The sequence below is a fragment of the Streptomyces sp. NPDC001157 genome (assembly GCF_053598255.1).
This window is the reverse complement of record NZ_JBSFJW010000003.1, coordinates 332,699-353,469: the sequence shown is the minus strand read 5'-3', so window position 1 is coordinate 353,469 and position 20,771 is coordinate 332,699. Positions and strand designations below refer to the sequence as shown.

General features: G+C 66.7%; 13 protein-coding genes. 11 read left to right on the top strand and 2 right to left on the bottom strand.

Annotated features, from left to right (window positions below; genetic code table 11):
• The first annotated feature begins 10 nt into the window (after positions 1-10).
• From ACWDAG_RS07745 to ACWDAG_RS07700, 10 genes are all read left to right on the top strand, one after another.
• On the top strand, positions 11-799 hold the full coding sequence (locus tag ACWDAG_RS07745; protein ID WP_450694693.1) for a nucleic acid/nucleotide deaminase domain-containing protein: 789 nt from the start codon (positions 11-13) through the stop codon (positions 797-799).
• Entirely contained in the window at positions 796-2,583 is a 1,788-nt protein-coding gene (locus tag ACWDAG_RS07740) for a WD40 repeat domain-containing protein (RefSeq protein ID WP_450694692.1), read from the top strand. The genes ACWDAG_RS07745 and ACWDAG_RS07740 overlap by 4 nt, the downstream gene beginning before the upstream one ends.
• 553 nt (positions 2,584-3,136) lie before the next feature.
• Entirely contained in the window at positions 3,137-6,802 is a 3,666-nt protein-coding gene (locus ACWDAG_RS07735; protein WP_450694691.1) for a LamG-like jellyroll fold domain-containing protein, read from the top strand.
• A gap of 256 nt (positions 6,803-7,058) precedes the next feature.
• Positions 7,059-13,529 (top strand): RHS repeat-associated core domain-containing protein, encoded by a 6,471-nt coding sequence (locus tag ACWDAG_RS07730; protein ID WP_450694690.1) that lies wholly within the window; start codon positions 7,059-7,061, stop codon positions 13,527-13,529.
• The gene (locus tag ACWDAG_RS07725; protein ID WP_450694689.1) at positions 13,498-13,974 is read left to right on the top strand and encodes a hypothetical protein; all 477 of its coding nucleotides are present in this window, start codon (positions 13,498-13,500) and stop codon (positions 13,972-13,974) included. Before ACWDAG_RS07730 ends, ACWDAG_RS07725 begins: the two co-directional genes overlap by 32 nt.
• Before the next feature lie 461 nt (positions 13,975-14,435).
• On the top strand, positions 14,436-15,104 hold the full coding sequence (locus ACWDAG_RS07720; protein ID WP_450694688.1) for an HNH endonuclease family protein: 669 nt from the start codon (positions 14,436-14,438) through the stop codon (positions 15,102-15,104).
• A gap of 79 nt (positions 15,105-15,183) precedes the next feature.
• The gene (locus ACWDAG_RS07715) at positions 15,184-15,372 is read left to right on the top strand and encodes a hypothetical protein (RefSeq protein ID WP_450694687.1); all 189 of its coding nucleotides are present in this window, start codon (positions 15,184-15,186) and stop codon (positions 15,370-15,372) included.
• Positions 15,373-15,611: 239 nt separating this feature from the next.
• A complete protein-coding gene (locus ACWDAG_RS07710; RefSeq protein ID WP_450694686.1) occupies positions 15,612-16,205 on the top strand; it encodes a DUF4760 domain-containing protein in 594 nt (197 codons plus the stop codon).
• A 550-nt stretch (positions 16,206-16,755) separates the two neighbouring features.
• Positions 16,756-17,067, top strand: a complete 312-nt coding sequence (locus ACWDAG_RS07705) for a hypothetical protein (protein WP_450694685.1) — start codon at positions 16,756-16,758, stop codon at positions 17,065-17,067.
• Complete coding sequence (locus ACWDAG_RS07700; RefSeq protein WP_450694684.1) at positions 17,064-17,942, top strand: hypothetical protein; 879 nt, start codon at positions 17,064-17,066, stop codon at positions 17,940-17,942. The genes ACWDAG_RS07705 and ACWDAG_RS07700 overlap by 4 nt, the downstream gene beginning before the upstream one ends.
• 179 nt (positions 17,943-18,121) lie before the next feature.
• Here the strand turns inward: ACWDAG_RS07700 and ACWDAG_RS07695 are convergent, their stop codons facing one another.
• Both ACWDAG_RS07695 and ACWDAG_RS07690 read right to left on the bottom strand, forming a co-directional pair.
• On the bottom strand, positions 18,122-18,712 hold the full coding sequence (locus ACWDAG_RS07695; RefSeq protein WP_450694683.1) for a hypothetical protein: 591 nt from the start codon (positions 18,710-18,712) through the stop codon (positions 18,122-18,124).
• Positions 18,713-18,792: 80 nt separating this feature from the next.
• Positions 18,793-19,749 (bottom strand): NucA/NucB deoxyribonuclease domain-containing protein, encoded by a 957-nt coding sequence (locus tag ACWDAG_RS07690; RefSeq protein ID WP_450694682.1) that lies wholly within the window; start codon positions 19,747-19,749, stop codon positions 18,793-18,795.
• 437 nt (positions 19,750-20,186) lie between these two features.
• On the opposite strand from ACWDAG_RS07690, the gene ACWDAG_RS07685 reads away from it, so the two are divergent.
• A complete protein-coding gene (locus ACWDAG_RS07685; protein ID WP_450694681.1) occupies positions 20,187-20,723 on the top strand; it encodes a hypothetical protein in 537 nt (178 codons plus the stop codon).
• Positions 20,724-20,771: the final 48 nt, after the last annotated feature.

The window sequence follows — 20,771 nt, the reverse complement described above, 5'->3', positions numbered from 1 at the left end:
CTCCGAATCGGTGACTGACGACGGACAGGTGCGGAACTTCGGGCCGGAGCTTGCCGGACTTTCCGTGCCGGTGCAGGTCGGGCCCTACTTCGTGACCGATCCCAGCGACCCGGTGCACCTGCGCGAATACGCCGCCTCAGCCGGGCTCCGCGTATCCCAAGAGGAGTACGCACGCTGGGCGCGGCTGGGCAGCGACGGCGGCTTCGAACTGTGCGCCGACACGGACGGGACGGTGTGGGCGCTGCTCCTGGGCTACGACGAACCCAACCGCTTCGTCAACTCCTCGCCCGAAGCGTTCGCATCCGGCCTCACGGAAGCACGCGAGGCCCTGCGCGTCATCCTGAGCACGGACCAGCCGCGAGTCGCCTCGGCGGCCTTCGACAGGCTGGGGGAGCGGTTGCGTGCACAGGATCCGCGCGCATTCGCCGAGCGGGAGAACTGGTGGCCCCTGGTGCTCGACGACATCCGCGACACGGCCGGCGCCGAGTGGTACGCGGCCTTCGAGTACGTCGATGCCAAGGGCAGCAAGCAGATCGTCACACAGTCCGGCGCCATCGCACTGCACCCCGAAGAGCGGCTGTGGAACAGGCTGAGCGCGGCCGGGATCGAGCCGGAACAGGTCCTGCGCATCCACACCGACCTGGCACCCTGTTTCATGCCCGGCCACTACTGCTCCCTGTGGCTGGCGCAGGTGTTCCCGGACGCTCAGCTGACCCACCACTACCCCTACGGCGAGTCGGCCGACTCGCGTGCGGAAGGCATCCGGCTGCTGCGCGAGAACGAGGAGGCCGGCCAGTGAGCAGTCGGCCGGCGGGTACGGCGCCCGCGCTCGGCGGGCCCGACATCAGCGTATGGCCGCCGCGGGAAGGGGTCACCGCGACCCATGGGCCGACGCTGCTGGACTGGGCGGCCGACACAGCCCCCGGCCGCGCCAAGGTCTGCCTGATCCGTGGGGCGCGCGGCAGTGGAAAGAGTCATCTGCTGACCTGGTTCCTCCTCGGCTCAGCCAGCCACCCCCGCACCAGCGCGCACGCGACGATTCCCTCCGCCGGGCTTTTTACCGACGCCTTCGCCTGGGAGTTGGGCCGGCAACTCGGCTACGGCCCACTCTCCCCCGATCGACTGCTGGAACGCCTCACAGCCGATCCGCGCCCCCTGCTGCTCCTCGTACCGGACCTTCATTTGGCTGGGCGAGGCCCCGCTGACCGGTCACCGGCCGACCCGGCAGCCCTGGCCCGTGAACTACTCGTCCCCCTCCTGCGACTGCCGCAGACGCGCGCCGTCGTGGAGGTCGGTGACATGGACCTCCACGACACCTGGGCAGGCGCCGAAACCATCGACGTCGGCGACAGGCCTCACGGGAGCTTCGTCGCGCCTGACCGCGCCCTCGGCGGCGGAGACCTCACCTCTCAGGTCCCCCGCAACGACGGCGGCCGTCCGCGCTGGGACCTGGCTCCCGAACTCGCCCGCGAACACGCTCTGGACCAGGCGCTGCGCTCCCCGGACATGGGTCACACCGTTCGTGCGCTGCTCAGCGACCCGGGGTTTCTCGTGCACGGTTCCCCTGTGTCCATCGCGGCCTGCCTGGCCGACGAACGCATCCCGGCACCTCGTGGACTGCGGCAGGTCTGGCAGGAGGCAGCCCCTCAGCTGTCGGACATCGAACACAGCACCACCCAGCGTGCCGCCCTCCTTCACACGGCCGCCCTGGGAGCAAGCCCGACCCTTGCTCAGTACCTGCTGCCCCTCGCCGAACAGCACCTGTTTACGGCCCTATGGTCCCGTCCGGACGCGGCGGTGACCGCCCTGACGCCGATGCCCGGCGAACAGGGAGGCCTGCTCGCCGCCGATCCGCTGGGCGGTCTCACCCTCCTAGATCCGGCAACCGGCCGTGGCACCGCCGCTGTCGCATCTCCAAGGACCGTGCGTCCCGATGGCATCGCCGTACGCAGTGACCACTCCGTGCTGCTGCTCGCCGACACCGGCGCCCTGCAACCCGTCACCGGGGACGTCGAAGGAACGGCTGCCGGTGTCCTCGGCCACATCGCGGCCCACCACGGACAACTCACCCTCAAACACCCCCGCATGCGACCGACGGCCCTTGGACAGTGCCCCCGCAGCGGGATGACGGTCGTGGGTGACGAACAGGGAAACGTGCACGCCTGGGCCCTGGAGACCTACCACCCCACTCCGCACTCACAAGCCCTGCACAAGGCCCCTGTCACCGCGGTGACCTGCCTGGCTCTTCCCGACGATCAGCACACGCTCGTCATGAGCGCGGCCATGGACGGCACAGTCCGGCTCTGGGCAACCTCCGCCGATCCCATGCCGGATCCCGTCGAGCAGCGGCCGGCCTTCGTCACCGCCATGGCCGCCGCCCACAGCGCCCACGGCCCGGTACTCGCCGTGGCCTGGGACGACGCGTCAGTGCATTTGTGGGATGTTCCCACCGGTCGCGTGCGCGCGATCCCCCTTCTCGTACGGTGCCAGGCCCTCGCTCTCTCGCCCGGACTGCACCTCACGATCGGCGGACCCGACGGCACGTACGCCCTCCGCCTCGACACACCGCAACTTTGGGACTGACGAGACCGAAGTCCCTTCCCCCATGTGCTTCAAAGTCATAGCAGCCTACGGTCTGTGCTACGCGCAAACATCAGGCAGGTGATCGATCGAAGGGCGGGCCCGCCATCAGCGCATGACACGAAGGCGTAGTAGTGGAGTCGGCGGCGCAGGGCCTGAAATTCGGGCATGTGGACCTATCGTTTGACGGTGTTCTGGGCCAGGTTCAGACGGCGGGAGCAGCCGAGCAGGCAGACGGCCCTGGCTGAGGAGATCGTGTTCCAGCGTTCGCGAGTGGTCTGCTAATTAGTCCTCGTGAACCCGCTGGCGAGTTCTGCCTCTTTGACAGCTTCGCGACCTCCAAGCTGTCGATGGTCGTCGCGCTGATGGAATCTGTCTGTATCTAAGGTGAACGGTCGAATTCTTTACTTGAAGACGGCCGCTCAATTGCCTGATCTTGAGATATTTCTTGACCTTCGATTGAGCTGCCCCTGTCATGCTTCGTGATCGCCAAGCGATTGTGATCAGTTCGTCAAGGGCTCAGGGGTGCGGTGTGGGGGATTCGGGGGGTAGACGTGTGCGGTCCTCGCGTACGGCGTGGCTGGCCGCGTTCGTCTTGTTGATTCAGCCTGCCGCAACGGCCGCCGCGTATGCGGCCGTTGCTGATGGGCAAGACATCGCTTCCACCGTCACGACGTCCCTTTCTCCGGAGGCGGCCGCCTCGCAGAAGGCGCTGGCGAGCGGTTCTCAGGTTGAGGTCGGCGTCGACCGTACGGAGTACACGACGACGTACGCCAATCCGGACGGCACGACGTTCAGGCTGGACCAGTCAACGGTGCCGGTGCGCGTGCACCAGGGCAGCGGGTCGTGGGTCTCCCCGGATCCGACTCTGGAGGTCCGGTCGGACGGGACGGTGGGCCCGAAGGCGGCCGTGGTGGATCTGGCGTTCTCCGGTGGCGGTGACGGTTCGGGGCTGGTGGACATCGCCCGGGGCGGCAAGTCGTTGCGGCTGGGCTGGCCGGGGACGCTGCCGAAGCCGACGCTGGACGGAGCGAGCGCGGTCTACGGCGATGTGCTGCCCGGCGTGGACTTGCGGATGACGGCGACGACCGAGGGCTTCCGTGAGCTGCTCGTGGTGAAGACCCCGCAGGCGGCCGCTGGACCGGAGCTGAAGAAGGTCGCCTTCTCACTCCAGGCGGACGGGTTGACGGTGGCGCCGACGAACGGCGGCGGGATGACCGCCGTGGACGACGGCGCGCGCCCGGTCTTCTCGGCTCCGGCGGCGCTGATGTGGGACTCGCAGGGCGATGCGACCACCTCCGGCACCTCCACCCAGTTGGCGCGGACGACCGCACTCACGCAGACGAGCGCCCCGTCGCCGTCGGCCACCACGGACCCGTCCACCGGCACGTCCGCAGACGGAACGACGGGGCCGGGCGATGGCGACGCGTCGGCGGTGCTGCCGGTGCAGGTCGGCGCGGATTCGCTGGCGGTGGTGCCGGATGCGGGCATGCTGGCGAACAGCGACAGCAGGGCGTACCCCCTCTACATCGACCCCAGTGTCGGTCTGGACCAGACGGCCCACACGTATCTGCGCTCGGATGGCGTCACCGACTTCAACTGGGGCAACGGCAGCAACAACGAGGGCAAGGGCGTGGGCCATTGTTCGTCGTGGAACGGCTACTACTGCGGCCCTGGCTACACCGAGCGGCTGTACTTCCAGTTCTCGCCGAGCAGCCTGGCGGGCAAGAAGGTGCTGTCGGCGACGTTCAGGGCGACGGAGAGCTGGTCGTTCACGTGTGATGCGCGCTGGGTCGATCTGGAGCGCACCGGCAACATCTCGTCGTCGACCACCTGGTCGAACCGTCCCTCGTATCTCGGGACGATGGCGAGTAGGGATGTCTCGGCAGGTCGCAGTTCCTTGTGTGATCCTTCGCAGCCTGCCGCTCCGATGGAGTTCAGCGGTTCGAGTCTGACGTCGACGGTGGGGGACTTCGCTGCGGGGAAGTTCTCAAGGCTTACGCTGCTGTTGAAGGCCCGGGACGAGTCGGACACCAGTGCCTGGAAGCGGTTCCGGAACGACGCGGTGCTGTCGGTGACCTATGTGGGGCTTCCCGGGGTGCCGACCAAGGCGGGCATCGTCGAGGGCAGCGGGATCAGCTGCGAGACCAACTCCAGTGATCCGGATGTGATCACGGATCCCACGCCGAGCCTGACGGCGACGGTGTGGACGGCGACCGGCGGCGGCAGCGGGGCGAGCCTGCGCGCGCACTTCTACGTCCAGAAGCAGAACACTGACCACAGTTGGTCGGTGGCGACCGAGCCGGTCCGGCCTACCAGCGGCTACGTCGGCAATGGAACGGTGCTTACCTACCCGTCGCCGATCACCTTGTCCGAGGGGCCGCTGTACCGGCTGGCGGTGTTCAGCCGCTCCTACTACAACAGCGGCGCCGACTACCTGGAGTCGCGCAGCACGGTGACCACCAAGGACTGGTGCTACTTCAAGGTGGACACCACCGCCCCCAAGGCACCCACGGTGACCTTCGGCAAGCCGTACACCCTGTGCACGACCAACCTGTGCGACCCTGCCGGAGGCCCCGGGACTCCCGGTCAGTTCACCTTCTCGCCGGCTTCCGGAGACACCAACACCGCGTACGAGTACAAGCTCGCAACCTCCACCTCGTGGTCCGCGCCGATCCCCGGCAACAAGGTCACCCCGGGGATCACCCCCCAGTTGGCGGGCACCCAGCAGCTTCAGGTGCGGGCGCAGGACAGTGCGGGACGCTGGGGCGCGAAGACGATCGTGAAGTTCAACGTCGCCGCGGGGCAGCCGGAGATCGGCCGCTGGCACTTCGATGACGCGGCCCAGGGCTCCGGGGTGACCACGGCTGCGGACACGGCGACCGTGGGTGCCCGTCACCCGGCGACGCTCTTCACGAGTGGCGCGGGCTGGTCGTCGCTGGCACGCGGGGGTGACGGTGACCGGTCGTTGTGGCTGAACGACACCTCCGACATGACGCGCCAGTCCGGGTATGCGGCCACGGCGGCTCCGGTGGTCAACACCCAGTCGTCGTTCACCGTTTCGGCGTGGGCGTATCTGTCGGACGGATCGGACTTCCGCACGGTGGTGTCGGAGACGGGCAGCGACGGCTCCGGGTTCGCCCTGTACTACTCGCCGGGCATCCAACGCTGGGTGTTCTTGTGGAACTGGTACGAGAACGGGGTGCGCAAGTACATGGGCGCGAACGCTGACGTGGCCGGGGTGCCGCTGAAGGTGTGGACGCACCTGACCGGCGTCTACAACTCCAAGGACCGCACCATCTCCCTGTACGTCAACGGCCGTCTGCAGGGCTCGCCGGTCACGCTGCCCGCTACGTCGGATGCCACGGTCACCGATGGCACCCTGCAGTTCGGCCGGGCCAGTTTCACCCCGGGCAGTTATGTGAACTACTGGCGGGGTCGGATCGACGAGGTGGCCGTCTGGCAGCGGGACCTGACAGAGGAGGAGAACGCGATCGCGATCGAGGACCAGCTCCTCGATGCCAACGGTGCACCGAGCGTGGAGCTGATGGGCGCTTGGAATCCGGACGGTGGGAGCGGCAACGCGCTGGCGGACAACACCTCCGGCTATGGCCGCACGCTCACCCTGTCCGGCGGCGCCTCGCTCGACGGCAAGGCCCTCGTCCTGAACGGAAAGGATGGCGCCGCCAGCGCACCCGGGCCAGTGCTGGACGACACGGCCTCGTTCACCGCCACGACCTTGGTGGACGCGGACAAGGACGCTCTGTTGTCCAAGCCGGTTGGTTACACGGCTCAAGTCGTCGGCCAGCGCAGCGCGGACGGATCCGCCTGGGGCTTCTGGTACAAGCTCACGGGAACGGACACCGACCCTGACACCGGCACCACCGTCCCGGTCGGCAAGTGGTACTTCGGCCGACTGAAGACGGACGGCAGCTTCGACGGGGTGGTCTCCGACGAGGTCGCGGTCCTGGGCAGCCCGGTGCGGATGACCGGCACGTATGACGCCCCCTCCGGCACCGTCCACTTCTACCTCGGCCCCGTCGAGAACGACGCCAGTGTCACCCATCCCTACACAGCGGCGGCTGGGTCCGGCGAGTTCGCGGCCGGTGGGGGATACGTAGGCGGGGCCTGGGGCCACTACCTGCCCGGAAGGATTACCGACATCCGGCTCTGGTCCGGTGCCATGGCCGACCAGCAGGTCACCGACATCATCGGGGACTGACCCCCGTGAGCGTCACCGGGTGGGGCGGCGTCAGGCAGCCGCCCCACCCGGCCAGACTCCCTTGTCCCCTTGCTCTTTGATCCCTTGGTGTGTGCAGGCGGCCGGCAGCGGTCGCGGGAGGCTAGTCATGAGTTCCGGCATGAAGGCTCGTTGGATCGGCACCGCTCTGACCCGCGGTGTTCTGTTGCCATGGCGTGCGCCTGCACCGGGGCGGGTTGTCCGGCGTCGACGGGCACCTGTTGTCGCGGCGTTGTGCATGGCGCTGGCTGCTTCGGCGGGACTTGGGGTGCCGGCGGCGCATGCTGCCGGGGGCGGCCTGGGCAAGCCGGCGCTGCCGAAGCAGCGGGTCGACAAGGTACAGAACCATCCAGGCCTGGGCGCGAAGAAGGCCCGTGCGCAGGTTGCGAGAGCCAAGGCCGCCAACGCGGCCCAGGCCCAGCGCGCACGTGCCCAGCAACACGCGGTCTGGCCGCACGCCGCCGCGGTGACCGGGCGCATACCAGGGCAGGGCGCGACGAAGCTGACAGCGGGAGGACTGCCCGTCACCGTCGCACACGGCCGGGGGACCAACTCGGCAGCCGGCCAGGTGCAGGTGCGAGTTCTCGGCCAGCAGCAGGCACAGGCTGCGGGCATCAAAGGTGTGCTGCTGACGGCATCGGTCGCCGAGCCGGGCTCCGCCCAACTGAGCCTGGATTACTCGGCGTTCGCCTCCGCCTACGGCGGCGGCTGGTCCGGGCGGCTGCGGCTGGTCCAGCTCCCCGCCTGCGTCCTGACCACTCCGCAGAAGGCCGCCTGCCGCAAGCAGACGCCGCTCGACTCGCACAACGACTTCGGCAAGCAGACGCTCACGGCCAAGGTCGGTCTCGGTGAGGCAGGCAGCGGCACCGGGGCACTGCGGGCTTCGCGCTCGATGCCGCGCGCCTCTCTGATGGCCGCCGACTCGACATCCTCGGCCACGGTGCTGGCAGCGACCGCCACCTCGGGGGAGTCGGCGTCCGGCGCGGGCAACTATGCGGCCAGCAAGCTGTCGGCATCCTCCAGTTGGGAGGCCGGCGGTTCTTCGGGCGCCTTCACCTGGTCGTACCGCATGGCCACTCCGCCGGCCGCCGCGGGCCCGTCGCCCGATCTGTCTCTGTCGTACGACTCCGGAAGCGTGGACGGCAGGACGGCGTCGACGAACAACCAGGGGAGCCTGGTCGGTGAGGGGTTCGACGACGCGGCGACTTCCTACGTCGAGCGGTCCTACGCCTCGTGCGACGACGACGGAGAGAGCGGCAAGTACGACCAGTGCTGGAAGTACGACAACGCCTCACTGGTGCTCAACGGGAAGTCCACGGAGCTGGTCAAGGACGACACCAGCGGCGCCTGGCACCTGAAGGACGACGACGCCTCCACCGTCACCCACTCCACCGGTGCCGACAACGACGACGAGGGCGACGCCGGTCTCGACGGCGCGGGCGAGTACTGGACGGTCACCACCGGCGACGGCACGAAGTACGTGTTCGGGCTGAACAAGCTGCCGGGGGCGGACACCCAGCGCACCAACTCCGTCTGGACCGTTCCGGTGTTCGGCAACAACTCCGGCGAGCCCGGCTACAACAAGGGCACCACCTTCGCCAACCGCGCCTTCACCCAGGCGTGGCGGTGGAACCTGGACTACGTCGTGGACCCGCATGGCAACGCGATGTCGTATTGGTACACCGCGGAGACCAACTACTACGGCAAGAACGGCGCGACCACAGGCACCGCCCAGTACACGCGGGGCGGCTACCTCACCAAGATCCTCTACGGGCAGAACAAGGACACCCTGTTCACCGGCACCGCCTCGGACGAGATCCTCTTCGGCTATGACGAGCGGTGCACCGCATCCGACTGCTCCTCGCTGACTTCCTCCACCGCCTCTCGCTGGCCCGATGTCCCGTTCGACTCCATCTGTGCCTCCGGTGCGGACTGCAATGCATCCGTCCCTTCTTTCTTCACCCGTAAGCGCCTGACCAGCATCGAGACCGACGCCTGGTCGGCCGCTTCCAGCGCCTACACGACCGTCGACTCTTGGGCGCTCACGCAGGAGTTCCTGGACCCGGGCGACATCGGCAACAGCACCGACCAGAGCCTCGTGCTGAAGAGCATCCGGCACACGGGCAAGAACGGCACCGCGATCTCCCTGGACCCGGTCACGTTCACGTACCAGATGCGGGAGAACCGGGTCGATTCCTCCACGGACAACATCCTGCCGCTCAAGCGGCCCCGCATTCAGACCGTCACCTCCGAGACGGGCGCCGTCACCACCGTGACGCTGTCCAACCCGGAGTGCGTGCGCGGCTCGAACATGCCGTCGTCCGAGGACAACGACAAGTTGAGCTGCTATCCGGTCTACTGGCACATCAACGGCGCCACCGAGGCGTCACTGGACTGGTTCCACAAGTACCGGGTCACCGACGTCATCACCTCCGACCCCATGGGTCACGGCGAAACGATGGAGAACCACTACAGCTACTCCGGCCCGGCCTGGCACTACAACAACGACCCGCTGACCCCGGCCAAGGAACGCACCTGGTCTGACTGGCGCGGCTACCGCACCGTCACGGCTCTCAAGGGCGCCGCCAGCGAGACCCAGTCCAAGACCGTGACGGTCTATCTGCAGGGAATGGACGGCGACAGGCAGAAGGACGGCACGACCCACTCGGCCTCCGTGCCCGGCATAAGCTTCACCGGCCTGAGCGTGCCCGACCAGACCGACAGCGACCGCTTCTCCGGGTTTACCCGTGAGCAGGTCACCTACAACGGGCCCACCCCGGTCACCGTGAAGGTCAACGACCCCTGGTCCAGCCGCACCGCGAGTCAGCAGAAGTCGTACGCCAGCATCGAGGCCTTCTTCGTCCGCACTTACAAGACGGAGACCTCGACGTACCTGACCGCCGCCTCCAACTGGCGTACCCACACCGTGACCACAGGCTTCGACAGCTACGGCATGCCCAGCACGGTCTACGACGCCGGCGACACCGCCGTGACCGGTGACGAGACCTGCACTCGCACCTGGTACGCCCGCAACGACAGCCTGGGCATCAACTCCCTGGTCTCCCGCACCCGCGTCGTCGGCCGCGCCTGCTCCACTGCCGAGACCGACCTGAGCCTGCCGGCCTCGTCGAGCACTCGCGGGGATGTGCTGTCCGACACGGCAACGGTCTACGACAACACCACCGCGACCGCTTGGACCGCCTCACAGACCCCGACCCTGGGCGACGCGACCTGGACCGGACGTGCCTCCGCCTACCCGGCCACGGCCACCAACGGCGAGCGGTATCCGACCTCCTGGCAGACGCTGTCCAAGACCACTTATGACGTCATGGGCCGGTCCGTGAGCGTGACCGATGCGCTGGGCAATCCGACGACCACCGTCTACACCCCGACCACGACCGGACCGCTGACCAAGATCATGGTCACCAACCCCAAGAGCCAGAAGAGCTACACCTATCTGGATTACGCCCGCGGCACGACCCTGAAGTCTTACGACGTCAACACCAAGCTGACCGAGTCCACCTATGACGCCCTGGGTCGGGCGACCGCTGTATGGCTGCCCAACCACCTGCGTGCCGCCGGATACGGCGCCAACTACACCTTCGCCTATTCCGTCACCAACAACGCGCCGTCCTGGACCTCCATCTCAAGCATCCTTGGCGAAGGCGTCTACAACACCACTTACACGATCTACGACTCGCTGCTGCGGCCGCTACAGACCCAGTCCCCGACCGCGAACGGTGGCCGGCTGCTGACCGACACGCGCTACAACAGCCGCGGCCTGGCCTACGAGACCTACGCCGACGTCTTCGACTCCACAGCCACACCCTCCGGTACATACGCACGTGCCCAGTACGGCGGCGCGCCGAAGCAGACCGACACCGTCTTCGACGGCGCCGAACGCCCGACCAACAGCGTCCTCTACATCTACGGCGCCAAGAAGTGGTCCACGTCGACGACGTACACCGGCGACTCCACCGCCACCACCGCAGTGAACGGCGGATCGGCGGTCCGCACTATCACCGACGCCCTTGGCCGCACCACCGAGCGCCGGGACTACGCGGGCACGGACCCGTCCGACACCGCCTACGGTGCGGGCGTCGGCGCCACCTACACCTCGACGAAGTACACCTTCACCCGGGACGGCAAGCCCGACACGATCACCGGACCCGACAACACCAAGTGGTCATACACCTACGACCTGTTCGGCCGCCAGATCAGGGCCGCAGACCCGGACACGGGTACGAGCACGACGTCGTACACTGACTTGGACCAGGTGGCCACCACAACCGATTCCGGAAAGCCCACCCTTCTCTACGGCTACGACGAGCTCGGCCGCAAGACGGACCAGTGGCAGACGTCCAAGACCGACGCCGACAAGCTCGCCCACTGGGCCTACGACACCCTGGCCAAGGGCCAGTTGGACTCCGCCACCCGCTATGTGGGCGGGGTGTCCGGCACGGCCTACACCAAGAAGGTCACCGCCTACGACAGCCTGTACCGGTCGACCACTACACAACTCGTCCTGCCGTCCACTGATCCACTGGTCAGCTCGGGCGCGGTCGCGGCGACGCTGAGTTTCTCGACGTACTACAACCTCGACGGCACCCAGCAGTACCTCTCCGAGCCGGCGGCAGGCGGTCTCGCCTCGGAGAAGGTCGTCACCCACTACAACGCCGTCGGTCTGCCCACCGACGTCGCTGGAGCCAGCGGCTACCTGCTCGGCGCCGCCTACTCCGAAATCGGCCAGCCCCAGCAGTTCACCCTCGGCACCTCAGCAGCAGAGGGCATCAAGAAGGCGTACATCACCAACACGTGGGAGGAAGGTACCGACCGGCTCAAGCAGTCGGCGGTCACCGACCAGACCCACGGCTACGAACTGCAGGAGCTGAACTACGCCTACGACGACGCGGGCAACGTCACCTCCATCAGCGACCCCACGACCCTCGGCGGCACCGGCAAAGCCGACGATCAGTGCTTCACCTACGACGGTCACCAGCGGCTGACCGAGGCTTGGACCCCGTCCACCGCCGACTGCTCCGCATCCGGCCGCACAACGGCGAACCTTGGCGGCGCCTCCTCTTACTGGACCTCGTACAGCTACACCGACGGCGGCCTGCGTAGCACGGAGACCAGCCACAGCTCCGCCGGTGACACCAACAGGACGTACTGCTACGGCGACACCGCTCACCCGCACGGCCTGACCGCCATCACCACGGCGACTTCTTGCACGGGTGTGACGGCCACGTACGCCTACGACGCGACGGGCAACACCAAGGACCGTCCCAACGGCACCGACACACAGAGCCTCACCTGGAACCCCGAGGGCCAACTCGACACCCTCACAGAGAAGTCCAGCTCCGGCACCACGAAGAGCACCACCAGCCACGTCTACGACGCCGACGGCACCCTCCTCATCCGCCGCAACACCGGCGGTGAGAGCGTCCTCTACCTGGACGACGGCACCGAGGTCCACCTCGACACATCCACCTCGACCGCCAAGTACTGGGCCCAGCGGTACTACACCGCAGGCAGCCAGGTCATTGCCCTGCGCACCAACAAAACCGGCAGCGCGACTGTTTCCTGGCTCGCCGCCGACCAGCACGGCACCGGCAGTCTTACCGTCGACGCCACCACCCAGGCGGTCACCAAGAGATACACCGCCCCCTTCGGCGCCTCCCGCACCGGCGGCACGGGCACCTGGCCCGACGACAAGAGGTTCCTCGGCGACAGTACCGATGCCACCAGCGGACTGACCTACATCGGCGCACGCGAGTACGACGCGACGACCGGCCGCTTCATCAGCGTCGACCCAATCCTCGACACAGGCAACGCTCAATCCCTCAACGGCTACGCCTACGCAGGCAACAACCCCCTCACGTTCTCCGACCCGAGTGGTTTGAAGTTCTGTGCCGACGACGCATGCCGAGGCGATTGGGTCGACTCACAAGGCGGCTACCACGATGTCGACGGCAACGACGCCCATAGCGGCTATTGCCAGCGGCACAAATGCTACGAAGGTGGTACGGCCAGTACCAGCAGCACCGGAACCGTGACCGACTTCCTACATCCCAAGACATTGGGTGGCGTCCCCATCCCCGGGCCAAATCCGTACTTCGACCCGAGGTGGGTGCACGATGCACAGATAATGAACTGGGCGAACCACCAGACTGACCCGGCGGGCAACCTCCTCTTCGGCCTCGGCCTGCCCTTCACCACCCTCCTGGACTACACCAGTGCCCTGTACACGCCCGCCTGCGTTGTGGAGGGGCAGTGCCTGACCGACCGATACAAGGCCTGGGGTAAAAAGCACGGGTTCGACCCCGACTCCGATTCGGCCGGACTCGGGGCAGCGATTGGCAGCTTCGGAGCGCCTGGAGCCAAGGGCCTGCCCGAGGGCTACACTTCCTCTCCCGCATTGAAGGGTGACCCGTATCACCCTGATGAGGTAGGCGCGCGCAGAGCGGACAGTCGAGAACTTTACGCCGGTACGCTAAGGGATCGGGCAGCGGCCCTGGGGTACGACAAGAGAATCGCACCCCAGAAATCACCATTCTACTCGCACGGGCAAGATGTATTTTCCAATGGCAAGAACTACATCACTCCCGACGTCGATGGTCATAACGTGACCGGGGGATGGAAGGTATTCAATCGTCGAGGCGACAGGATTGGCACCTATGATGCGGATCTCAACTACATCAAGAAATGACGCCTTCTCTGTCGAGGTCGCATCGGATCGCCCTCCGGCTGCCTTGCTCCGAGAGGCGGGGGCGACCGGAAGGATCACTGTTGGTGACTTCACAGAGTCGTTCTATATGGATCTCTCCTACTGGAGCATCGGTGAGTACGAACGCAGTTGGCGCGATTCTCTTCACATAATTTTCGATGGAGAGGAACGGGATTCCTGCCTCATTTCGTCGATCACCGATCCGGAAACCAGCAATTTTATCTTCTGTTGGCCTCTTTATAGGCGAAGGGAGAGTGTGATTATCCAGAACTCGATCATCTTCCTGGATGAGTTGGAGAGGGATTTCAACCCTCTTGAGCCGTGGACTTCCGTAAGGTCGCGACTCACTGTCGATGAAGACGGAAATGCCATCTCTGAATGGCGGACCACTGTCTCGGCAGTGCGTGAATTCCTGGGCAAGTGTTGAGGTTCGTAGTCGTTAAACTCGCAAATGAGAAGCGAGAGGCGTCTCATTGGGCTCGTAATAAACGGGGCGGGCGAGTTCAAGTGGCTCGACATCTGGACGTGGAAGAGTTTCCTCACCTCGATCGTGCATGAGGGGTCCGTCAGCAAGCGCAAGCTGACGGACTCCCCGGAGTGGCAGTCACCCCACTTCAGGTTCGATTAGCTCCGGCCACTGTCGCAGCACCTCATCGTGACCGGACTGCTTCCTCAGATAGTCCTTCGCCCCGCACTCGACGGCACGCTGCGACGCCAGGCAGCACCAACGGCCGCCCACAATGTGCGCCCGGCCGGACCGGGTCACGACGGCAGCGAGCAGTGTGACTTACCGCCCGTGGGGGTGAGCCGACGGCACATCCCGGGCGCGCCGGAGACCAGGCTCGCTACGAAGATCACGACCCTTCCCGGTCTTCGAAAGGGAGCCTCGTGCGCACCACCGCAGTCCGTACCGCGGCCGCCGCGCTGTCCGCGCTTGCCGTCCTGCTCACCCCCACCACCGCACGCGCCGCTGACCCCGGCGAGACCGTCGTCATGCCCGTCCGCGACGCCCTCGCTGCCATGCCGGTCCACAACGAGGACCGCACCGGCTATCAACGCACCAAGTTCCGGCACTGGACCGACGCCGATCGCGACGGCTGCAACACCCGTCAGGAAGTACTGAAATCCGAGGCCGTCGTCGCTCCGGAGCAGGGCCCCAACTGCACCCTGAGCGGAGGTGAGTGGTATTCGCCGTACGACGACACTTACTTCACCGTCGCCCGCGCCCTCGACATCGACCACCTCGTCCCGCTCGCCGAGGCCTGGGACTCCGGCGCCTCCACCTGGACGGCCAAGGAGCGCGAGGCTTACGCCAACGACCTTGGGGACGCCCGCGCACTGATCGCGGTCTCCGCCGCGTCCAACCGCTCAAAGGCGGATCAGGACCCGGCCACCTGGCAACCGCCCGCGGCCGGCTACCGCTGCACCTACGCCACCGACTGGGTAGCCGTCAAAACCCGCTGGCGCCTGGCGATCGACCCCGTCGAACGCACCGCGCTCACCGGCATCCTCAGCGCCTGCCCGGACATCCCCATCGCGGTCACCCAAGCCCGCTGAACAAAGGGCTGGCCCGCCGCTACGGGGGAGAGCGGCGGGCCGACCGCCTCCCGGGTACCCGCAGCCGTGCACGCTGCGCATGCAGTGCCGGGCTTGCCGTGACGGGCGCGGCGATGTCGGGCGCGTCGGCGGCACGGTCTGGGGCGTCGGCATGGACGGCATCCTCGGCGTCAAGGTGCCGAAGCTGTCCCGCGACGGCTGGCGGCTGTTCTGGACTCAGCAGCACGGCGACAACAGAACCTGGGAGATCACCCCGGCCGACAAGTAGTGGTCTGGCCGACTGGGGCGGGACAGCAGCGACCGATCCGCTTGTCCCGCCCCACTCGCCATTCCAAGGACGGTGGCAACGCCGTCGGGCTGGAACCGGCCCACCTGTTCTCCCGCCTCGGCACGCGGGCACCTCATCCGGCCTGCCGCCTATGGGGCGTCAGTCTGGAACAAGGCCTTTCGTATCGGTAAGCGGGGGGCGGTGTCTTCAACGGTGCCGTCCATGGGCAGTCTCGCGCCATGCCTTCTCTCATACTCGCCGAAGGCCAGGGGGCCTCCAGCTTCGACTACCTGCAGACTGCCGCCATCGTCCTCGGCGTCGTCGGCGTAATCGTCGCGATGATCCAGATCAGAAGGGACACGCATTCGTCCCGACAGGCGCGTCAGGCCGACCTGTCGTGGTCGATGTACCTCGCATACGTCGACCCAGCGATTCGCAGGGCACGCGGTACGGCAGAGGCGCTCGCTCACTCGCCCCAGTGCCCGAGGGACGCACAGGAGTACCACGAGAATCTGGCGGACGGCTCGCCTTGGACCAACATGATCGATGACAGCCAGGATGCGGATCTGCGACGGCTCCTGCGGTTTTACAACCAACTTTCGATCCTGCTCTCCAAGGACCTCATCGACGAGGAGTTCGTCTTCGGCCTCATCGGCGCCGGCCTGATCAGCGTCTGGCCAGTACTGGGCCCAGCGGTCAGCTACTACGAGCACTACTTCCCGCGCTCGACGGAGCCGGAGTGGAGCGAGGAGCCGCGGCTGATCTACAACGCGGTTCCCACCCTGTACGAGCGGTGTGTCAGGTGGAACGAGCAACGACGAACACATCCCTAGCGCGGACACCTCCTTGCTGCAGGTCGTCGATGATGGTCGTCTGGATGCGACGGTGCGTGTCCAACCCTTCGGCCTCGGGGCTCCCGGAGCAGCGTCGTACGGCTGACGATTTGAGCGGGCTCGCGCCGTGGACGATGACCATGATCGCTGCCTGTCCGCCAGCGGGAAGAAGCCATGCGGTCGAACACCAGTTTGGCGGCGCGGAGTACGTCGTCTGGCCCGAGAAGTGGTCCCGTATGAATCGTCACAGCTAGGGGTATCGAATGTCTGATTCTGATAGGGGAATTGACCGTGCGTAGCACCGCCGTGTTGGCGAGCCACGTGATTCTTGGCCCCAGCACTAAGCGTACTCTTCGGGCCGATTAGCCTGATTTGCTGCCCAGTTGGCGGTACGGTCTGATGTGGAGTCAGCACTGGTCATGGGGGGTGCGGTGACGGGCATTGAGATCGCGATCGGGTACCTGTTCGCGTGGGCTGTCCGGAAGGCTCAGCGCGTGGCTGGGCGGGCGGACGGGGAAGTAGACCGGGCGCTGGACGCGGGATGGATCGCTTGCACGACGTGGTCAGCCGGAAGCTCGGCAACGACCCCGCGCTGCAGCGGCTGGCGGAGGAGGCGGCGAGCGGGCGCGAATCGCTCAGTGACCGCACCCAACAGCGGGTCCTGCTCGCACTGGAGGAAGCCGGCGAGACCGATACCGGCTTCGCCACCGACTTCGAGCAAGCCATGGACCACCTGCAATCCGTTGCCCCGGTCCCGGGGCTCCAGTCTGGCGGAGACCACATCGTGGTGCACCACAACACCTTCCACGGGCCAGTTCAGGCGAAGGGCATCCAGCACATCCACCGCGGCGCCGCATCATGACCGACGACAACAGACAGTACGGCCCGCAGGACGACTTTGCCTTCAGAGACAACACCTTCCAAGGCCCCTTCCAGACGGCTGGCTTCCAGACCATCAACTACTTCAGCGCGCCCCCAGCCACGCCTCAGCCGCGCAAGTGGTGGCGGCGGCGGACGACGGCAGTGTTCGCGGCACTGGCGCTGGTCCTGGCCGCGGGAGGTGCGTACACGGGGTACGCGCTGGGGTTCTTCGGTGGGACGCCGAATGAGATTCCGGTTCCGCGCGTGGTGAATCCGGGCAATGCGAAGCTCCCGTCGGACGTGCACCTCCAGGCACAGGAGGAATGTGCCTCCAGCGTCAATTACTACGCGGAGACGGCAGACGACTACCAGAGGGGGCAGCACAGAGGGCAGAGGCGTCTGGGGCCGGTAGCCGTTGACATCACCAGCCAGACGTCGTCCAAAGAGGCCGTACTGCTGGTGGGGATGCGCGTGTTGGACCTCCAGCGGAAGGCACCTCCCACCACCGGCATCGCCGTCGCGGACGGAGGGTGCGGAGCGGGAGTGGACGTCAGACCATTCTGGGCCGATCTGGACAAGAGCGATCCGCTGATCATCGCGAAGGCAGCTGCGCATCCACCGGTGAGTTTCCCCTACAAGATCTCGTCGAGCGATCCCGAGGTGTTCAAGCTGACTCTGGAGAACACCACCTGCTTCTGTGCTTTCGCCGTCGAGATCGACTGGGTCGCGGCGGGGAAAGCTGGTAGGACGATCTTGGACAATGGCGGGCGGGGCTTTTTGTCCAGCGCGGCCCCCAAGGTTGCCGCGTATACGGTCGACTCGTCCAACCAGCTGCTAGGGACGACGTACGGGCGGCTTCTCCCATCGAGCTCGTAACACGACCAGTGTCGGGCTCTCTTCGGAGTCATCAGCACGTGCGGCGGCGGAGGCACTGACGTTGGGGTCGCGAGGCCCGCTTGGCCTTGCAACGCAGCGGCGTCTCCTCGGTGATCCTCCGGCAGGCTCATCGCCCGGCCTCGACGGCGACATTGCTGCCCACCTGGAGCCATGCGCCGTCAGTCCACTTCGCCGGGGTGGGTGTAGGTCTGAGGGTAGGTGGCGGTGTAGTCCTCGACTGGTAGTGCCTTGTCTGCGGCGTAATCGGCGCGCTGCTGCCGATCGGCTTCGGTGATTTCCAGGTGGAGGGGCGGGGCTTCGGGGGCGGGCCACAGCTGGATGAGGTGGCGCTCGCCGTGATCACCGATACCTGGTTCGGGATCGTCCGTGTGGCAGTACAGGCGCATCCGCACACAGCCCTCGCCGTCCGGCAGGTAGAGGGGTGGTTCCTGCTCCGGCCAGGCGTCCAGGACGTCGCCCGGCTCAAGGGTCGACAGGTACAGGCCGGGTGTCTCGGTGCGCAGGCTGAGTTCCTCGGCCGGCTCCCATCCGGCGCCGGTTTCCGGAGTGGGCGGGCCGTCGTGGACCTGGATGGTCAGCCGGACGGGGCCGGTGTCGGTGGTGGTCAGCACGACGGCGCTGGCCGGTGTGGCCGGGCCGCAGCGCCAGCCGTAGGGCATCTGGGCCGGGTAGTCGTCGTGCTCGGTGAAGCCGACGAGGTAGCCGCTTTCGCCCACCTCGAGGATGAACGCGGTTTCGCGGACCAGCATGGGGGACTCCTTCTACCGGGCAGGGTGGCCCGTCCGCAAATGCGGACGGGGCCACCCTGGTCGAGCTCAGTGTGCCGGATTCAGGCGATCACGTAGAACGGGTCGTGGTCCATGACGTGGAACTGGCGCCGCCAGTTGGTGATGAAGGCGCCCTGGCTGTCGTTCTCGCTCTTCTTGACCCAGGTGATGGTGCGCTGGGCGGCCGGCAGATGGGTGCCGCCTTCGTAGGTGGAGGCGAAGGGGTATTCGTCGCACGAGGTGCGCCCGGCCCGTCGCATGTCCGCGGGCGCGGTGCCCGAGCACACCGCCTGGCGGTTCTTTCTCTGCTGGGTGGCGTTGATCATCCAGTGCAGGGGCTTGCCGCCGTTGCCCGGGTCGCCGTAGTGGCCGCCGTGCGAGCGCAGCTTGCGGATGCCCTCGGAGATGCGCGGCAGGGTGGACAGGTTGATCCCGGTGGGCGCTTCGGTCATGGCGCAGCCGGTGGTGCCGTAGTAGTTGTCGCACCGGTAGACGGCCGAGGCGTAGGAGACGGTGCCGGGGCTGTATCCGGCCTTGGTGAAGGTGTAGGTGTAGGTGGTCTTCGCCTTGGGGTTGATCTTCTTGCGGGCGATGGCGCCGGTCTTGTAGTCCACGCTCCCGCTTGCCGCGCTGTCGAGGGTGTGGCCCTGCGTGAAGTGGACGGTCGCCTTCGTTCCACCGCCGGAGAGCGCGGCGACGTTGACGGCGACGCCCTTGCCCTGGCCGGTGGTGCTCGCCTTGGAGATGGTGAACTTCTCGCTCCAGTTGGCGGAGTTGGCCTTCAAGGTCATCTGGTGCTTGACGTTGAAGTCGGCTGTGCCCTCGATGACCGGTTCCCCGTCGACGACCTTGACCACGTCGACGTGGACGGCCACCCACTCGCACTCGCTGAACCGGTTGATCGTGATCCTGTTGATGGTGCAGGTCGCGGCAGCGGATGCACCGGCCGTCGCACTTGCCTGCGCCCGAGGCGGGCCGACCGTGACGCGCAGTTGCGCGCTGCCAGCCTGATCCGCCACGGCCGACGGAGTGCCGACCGTAGCCAGTACCCCTACGGCCACGGCCCCCGTGGTAAACAGCGTCCTCAGTTTCAAGTTATACCCCCGGTGTTGGTCTCAAGCGGGAAGAAGGCACGGGGATCAACTCCCGTGCCAATCAGCCGCGTTGACTTCATGCAAACACTCCCTGCGCACCGGCCGCACCCCATTTTGATCACTCTTGGGCGAGGAGCGAACGGTTCCGAATGCAATGAAAGATCGCGAACGCTGGCAGCGCGCGTGGCGGCGCGTCGGGCTGTCCCGCCTCGCCCGGCGTACCGCTGACGATTGGCGAAGAACAGTGTTTGGCGATGGCACTTACGTTGCTGCGGTCCTGGTTACGGTCATGCGGCTGTCTAGTCTTGTGCTCTGGGCGTGGTCCTAGATCAGTTGGCGCAGGGGAGAAGGAAGGAAAACCGGTGGGAGACCGGGGCGTCGTCGACTCCTGGGAGCGCCAGGACCGCGAGTCTGCGCAGGCGTTCGAGGCGTTTGCCCTGTACCGCGATCTCGGGCCGGTGCGCAGTGTCACCAGGGTGGCACGGGAGTTGGATAAATCCCGGACGCTGGTGGGCCGGTGGTCGCGGCAGTTTGCGTGGGTGGTGCGGGCGACGGCGTACGACCGGAAGCAAGATCGGCTGTTCCTGGCGGAGCAGGCGCAGGCGCGGCGTGACATCGCGCGTAGGCATGCGAAGTTGGCGCAGGCGGTGCAGAGCAAGGCGGTCGCGCGGTTGCAGACGCTGGACCCGCGGGAGCTGTCGCCGTCGGAGTTGCTGCGGTACATCCAGGTTGCGGCGGAGATCGAACGCCGGGCCGTGGGCGAGGCACCTGCCGTCGGGGCGGTCGAGGACCGGGATCAGGGCGCTGACGTCGCCGCCTTGTCGGATGAGGATCGCCGGGCGCGGATGGATCAGCTGCGCCGTGAGCTGGAGCGCCGGTTGTCGGAGGGTGACCAGTGACCCGGGGGCGGGCCAAGCGCCGGATGGTCGAGGACTTTGCGGATCCGT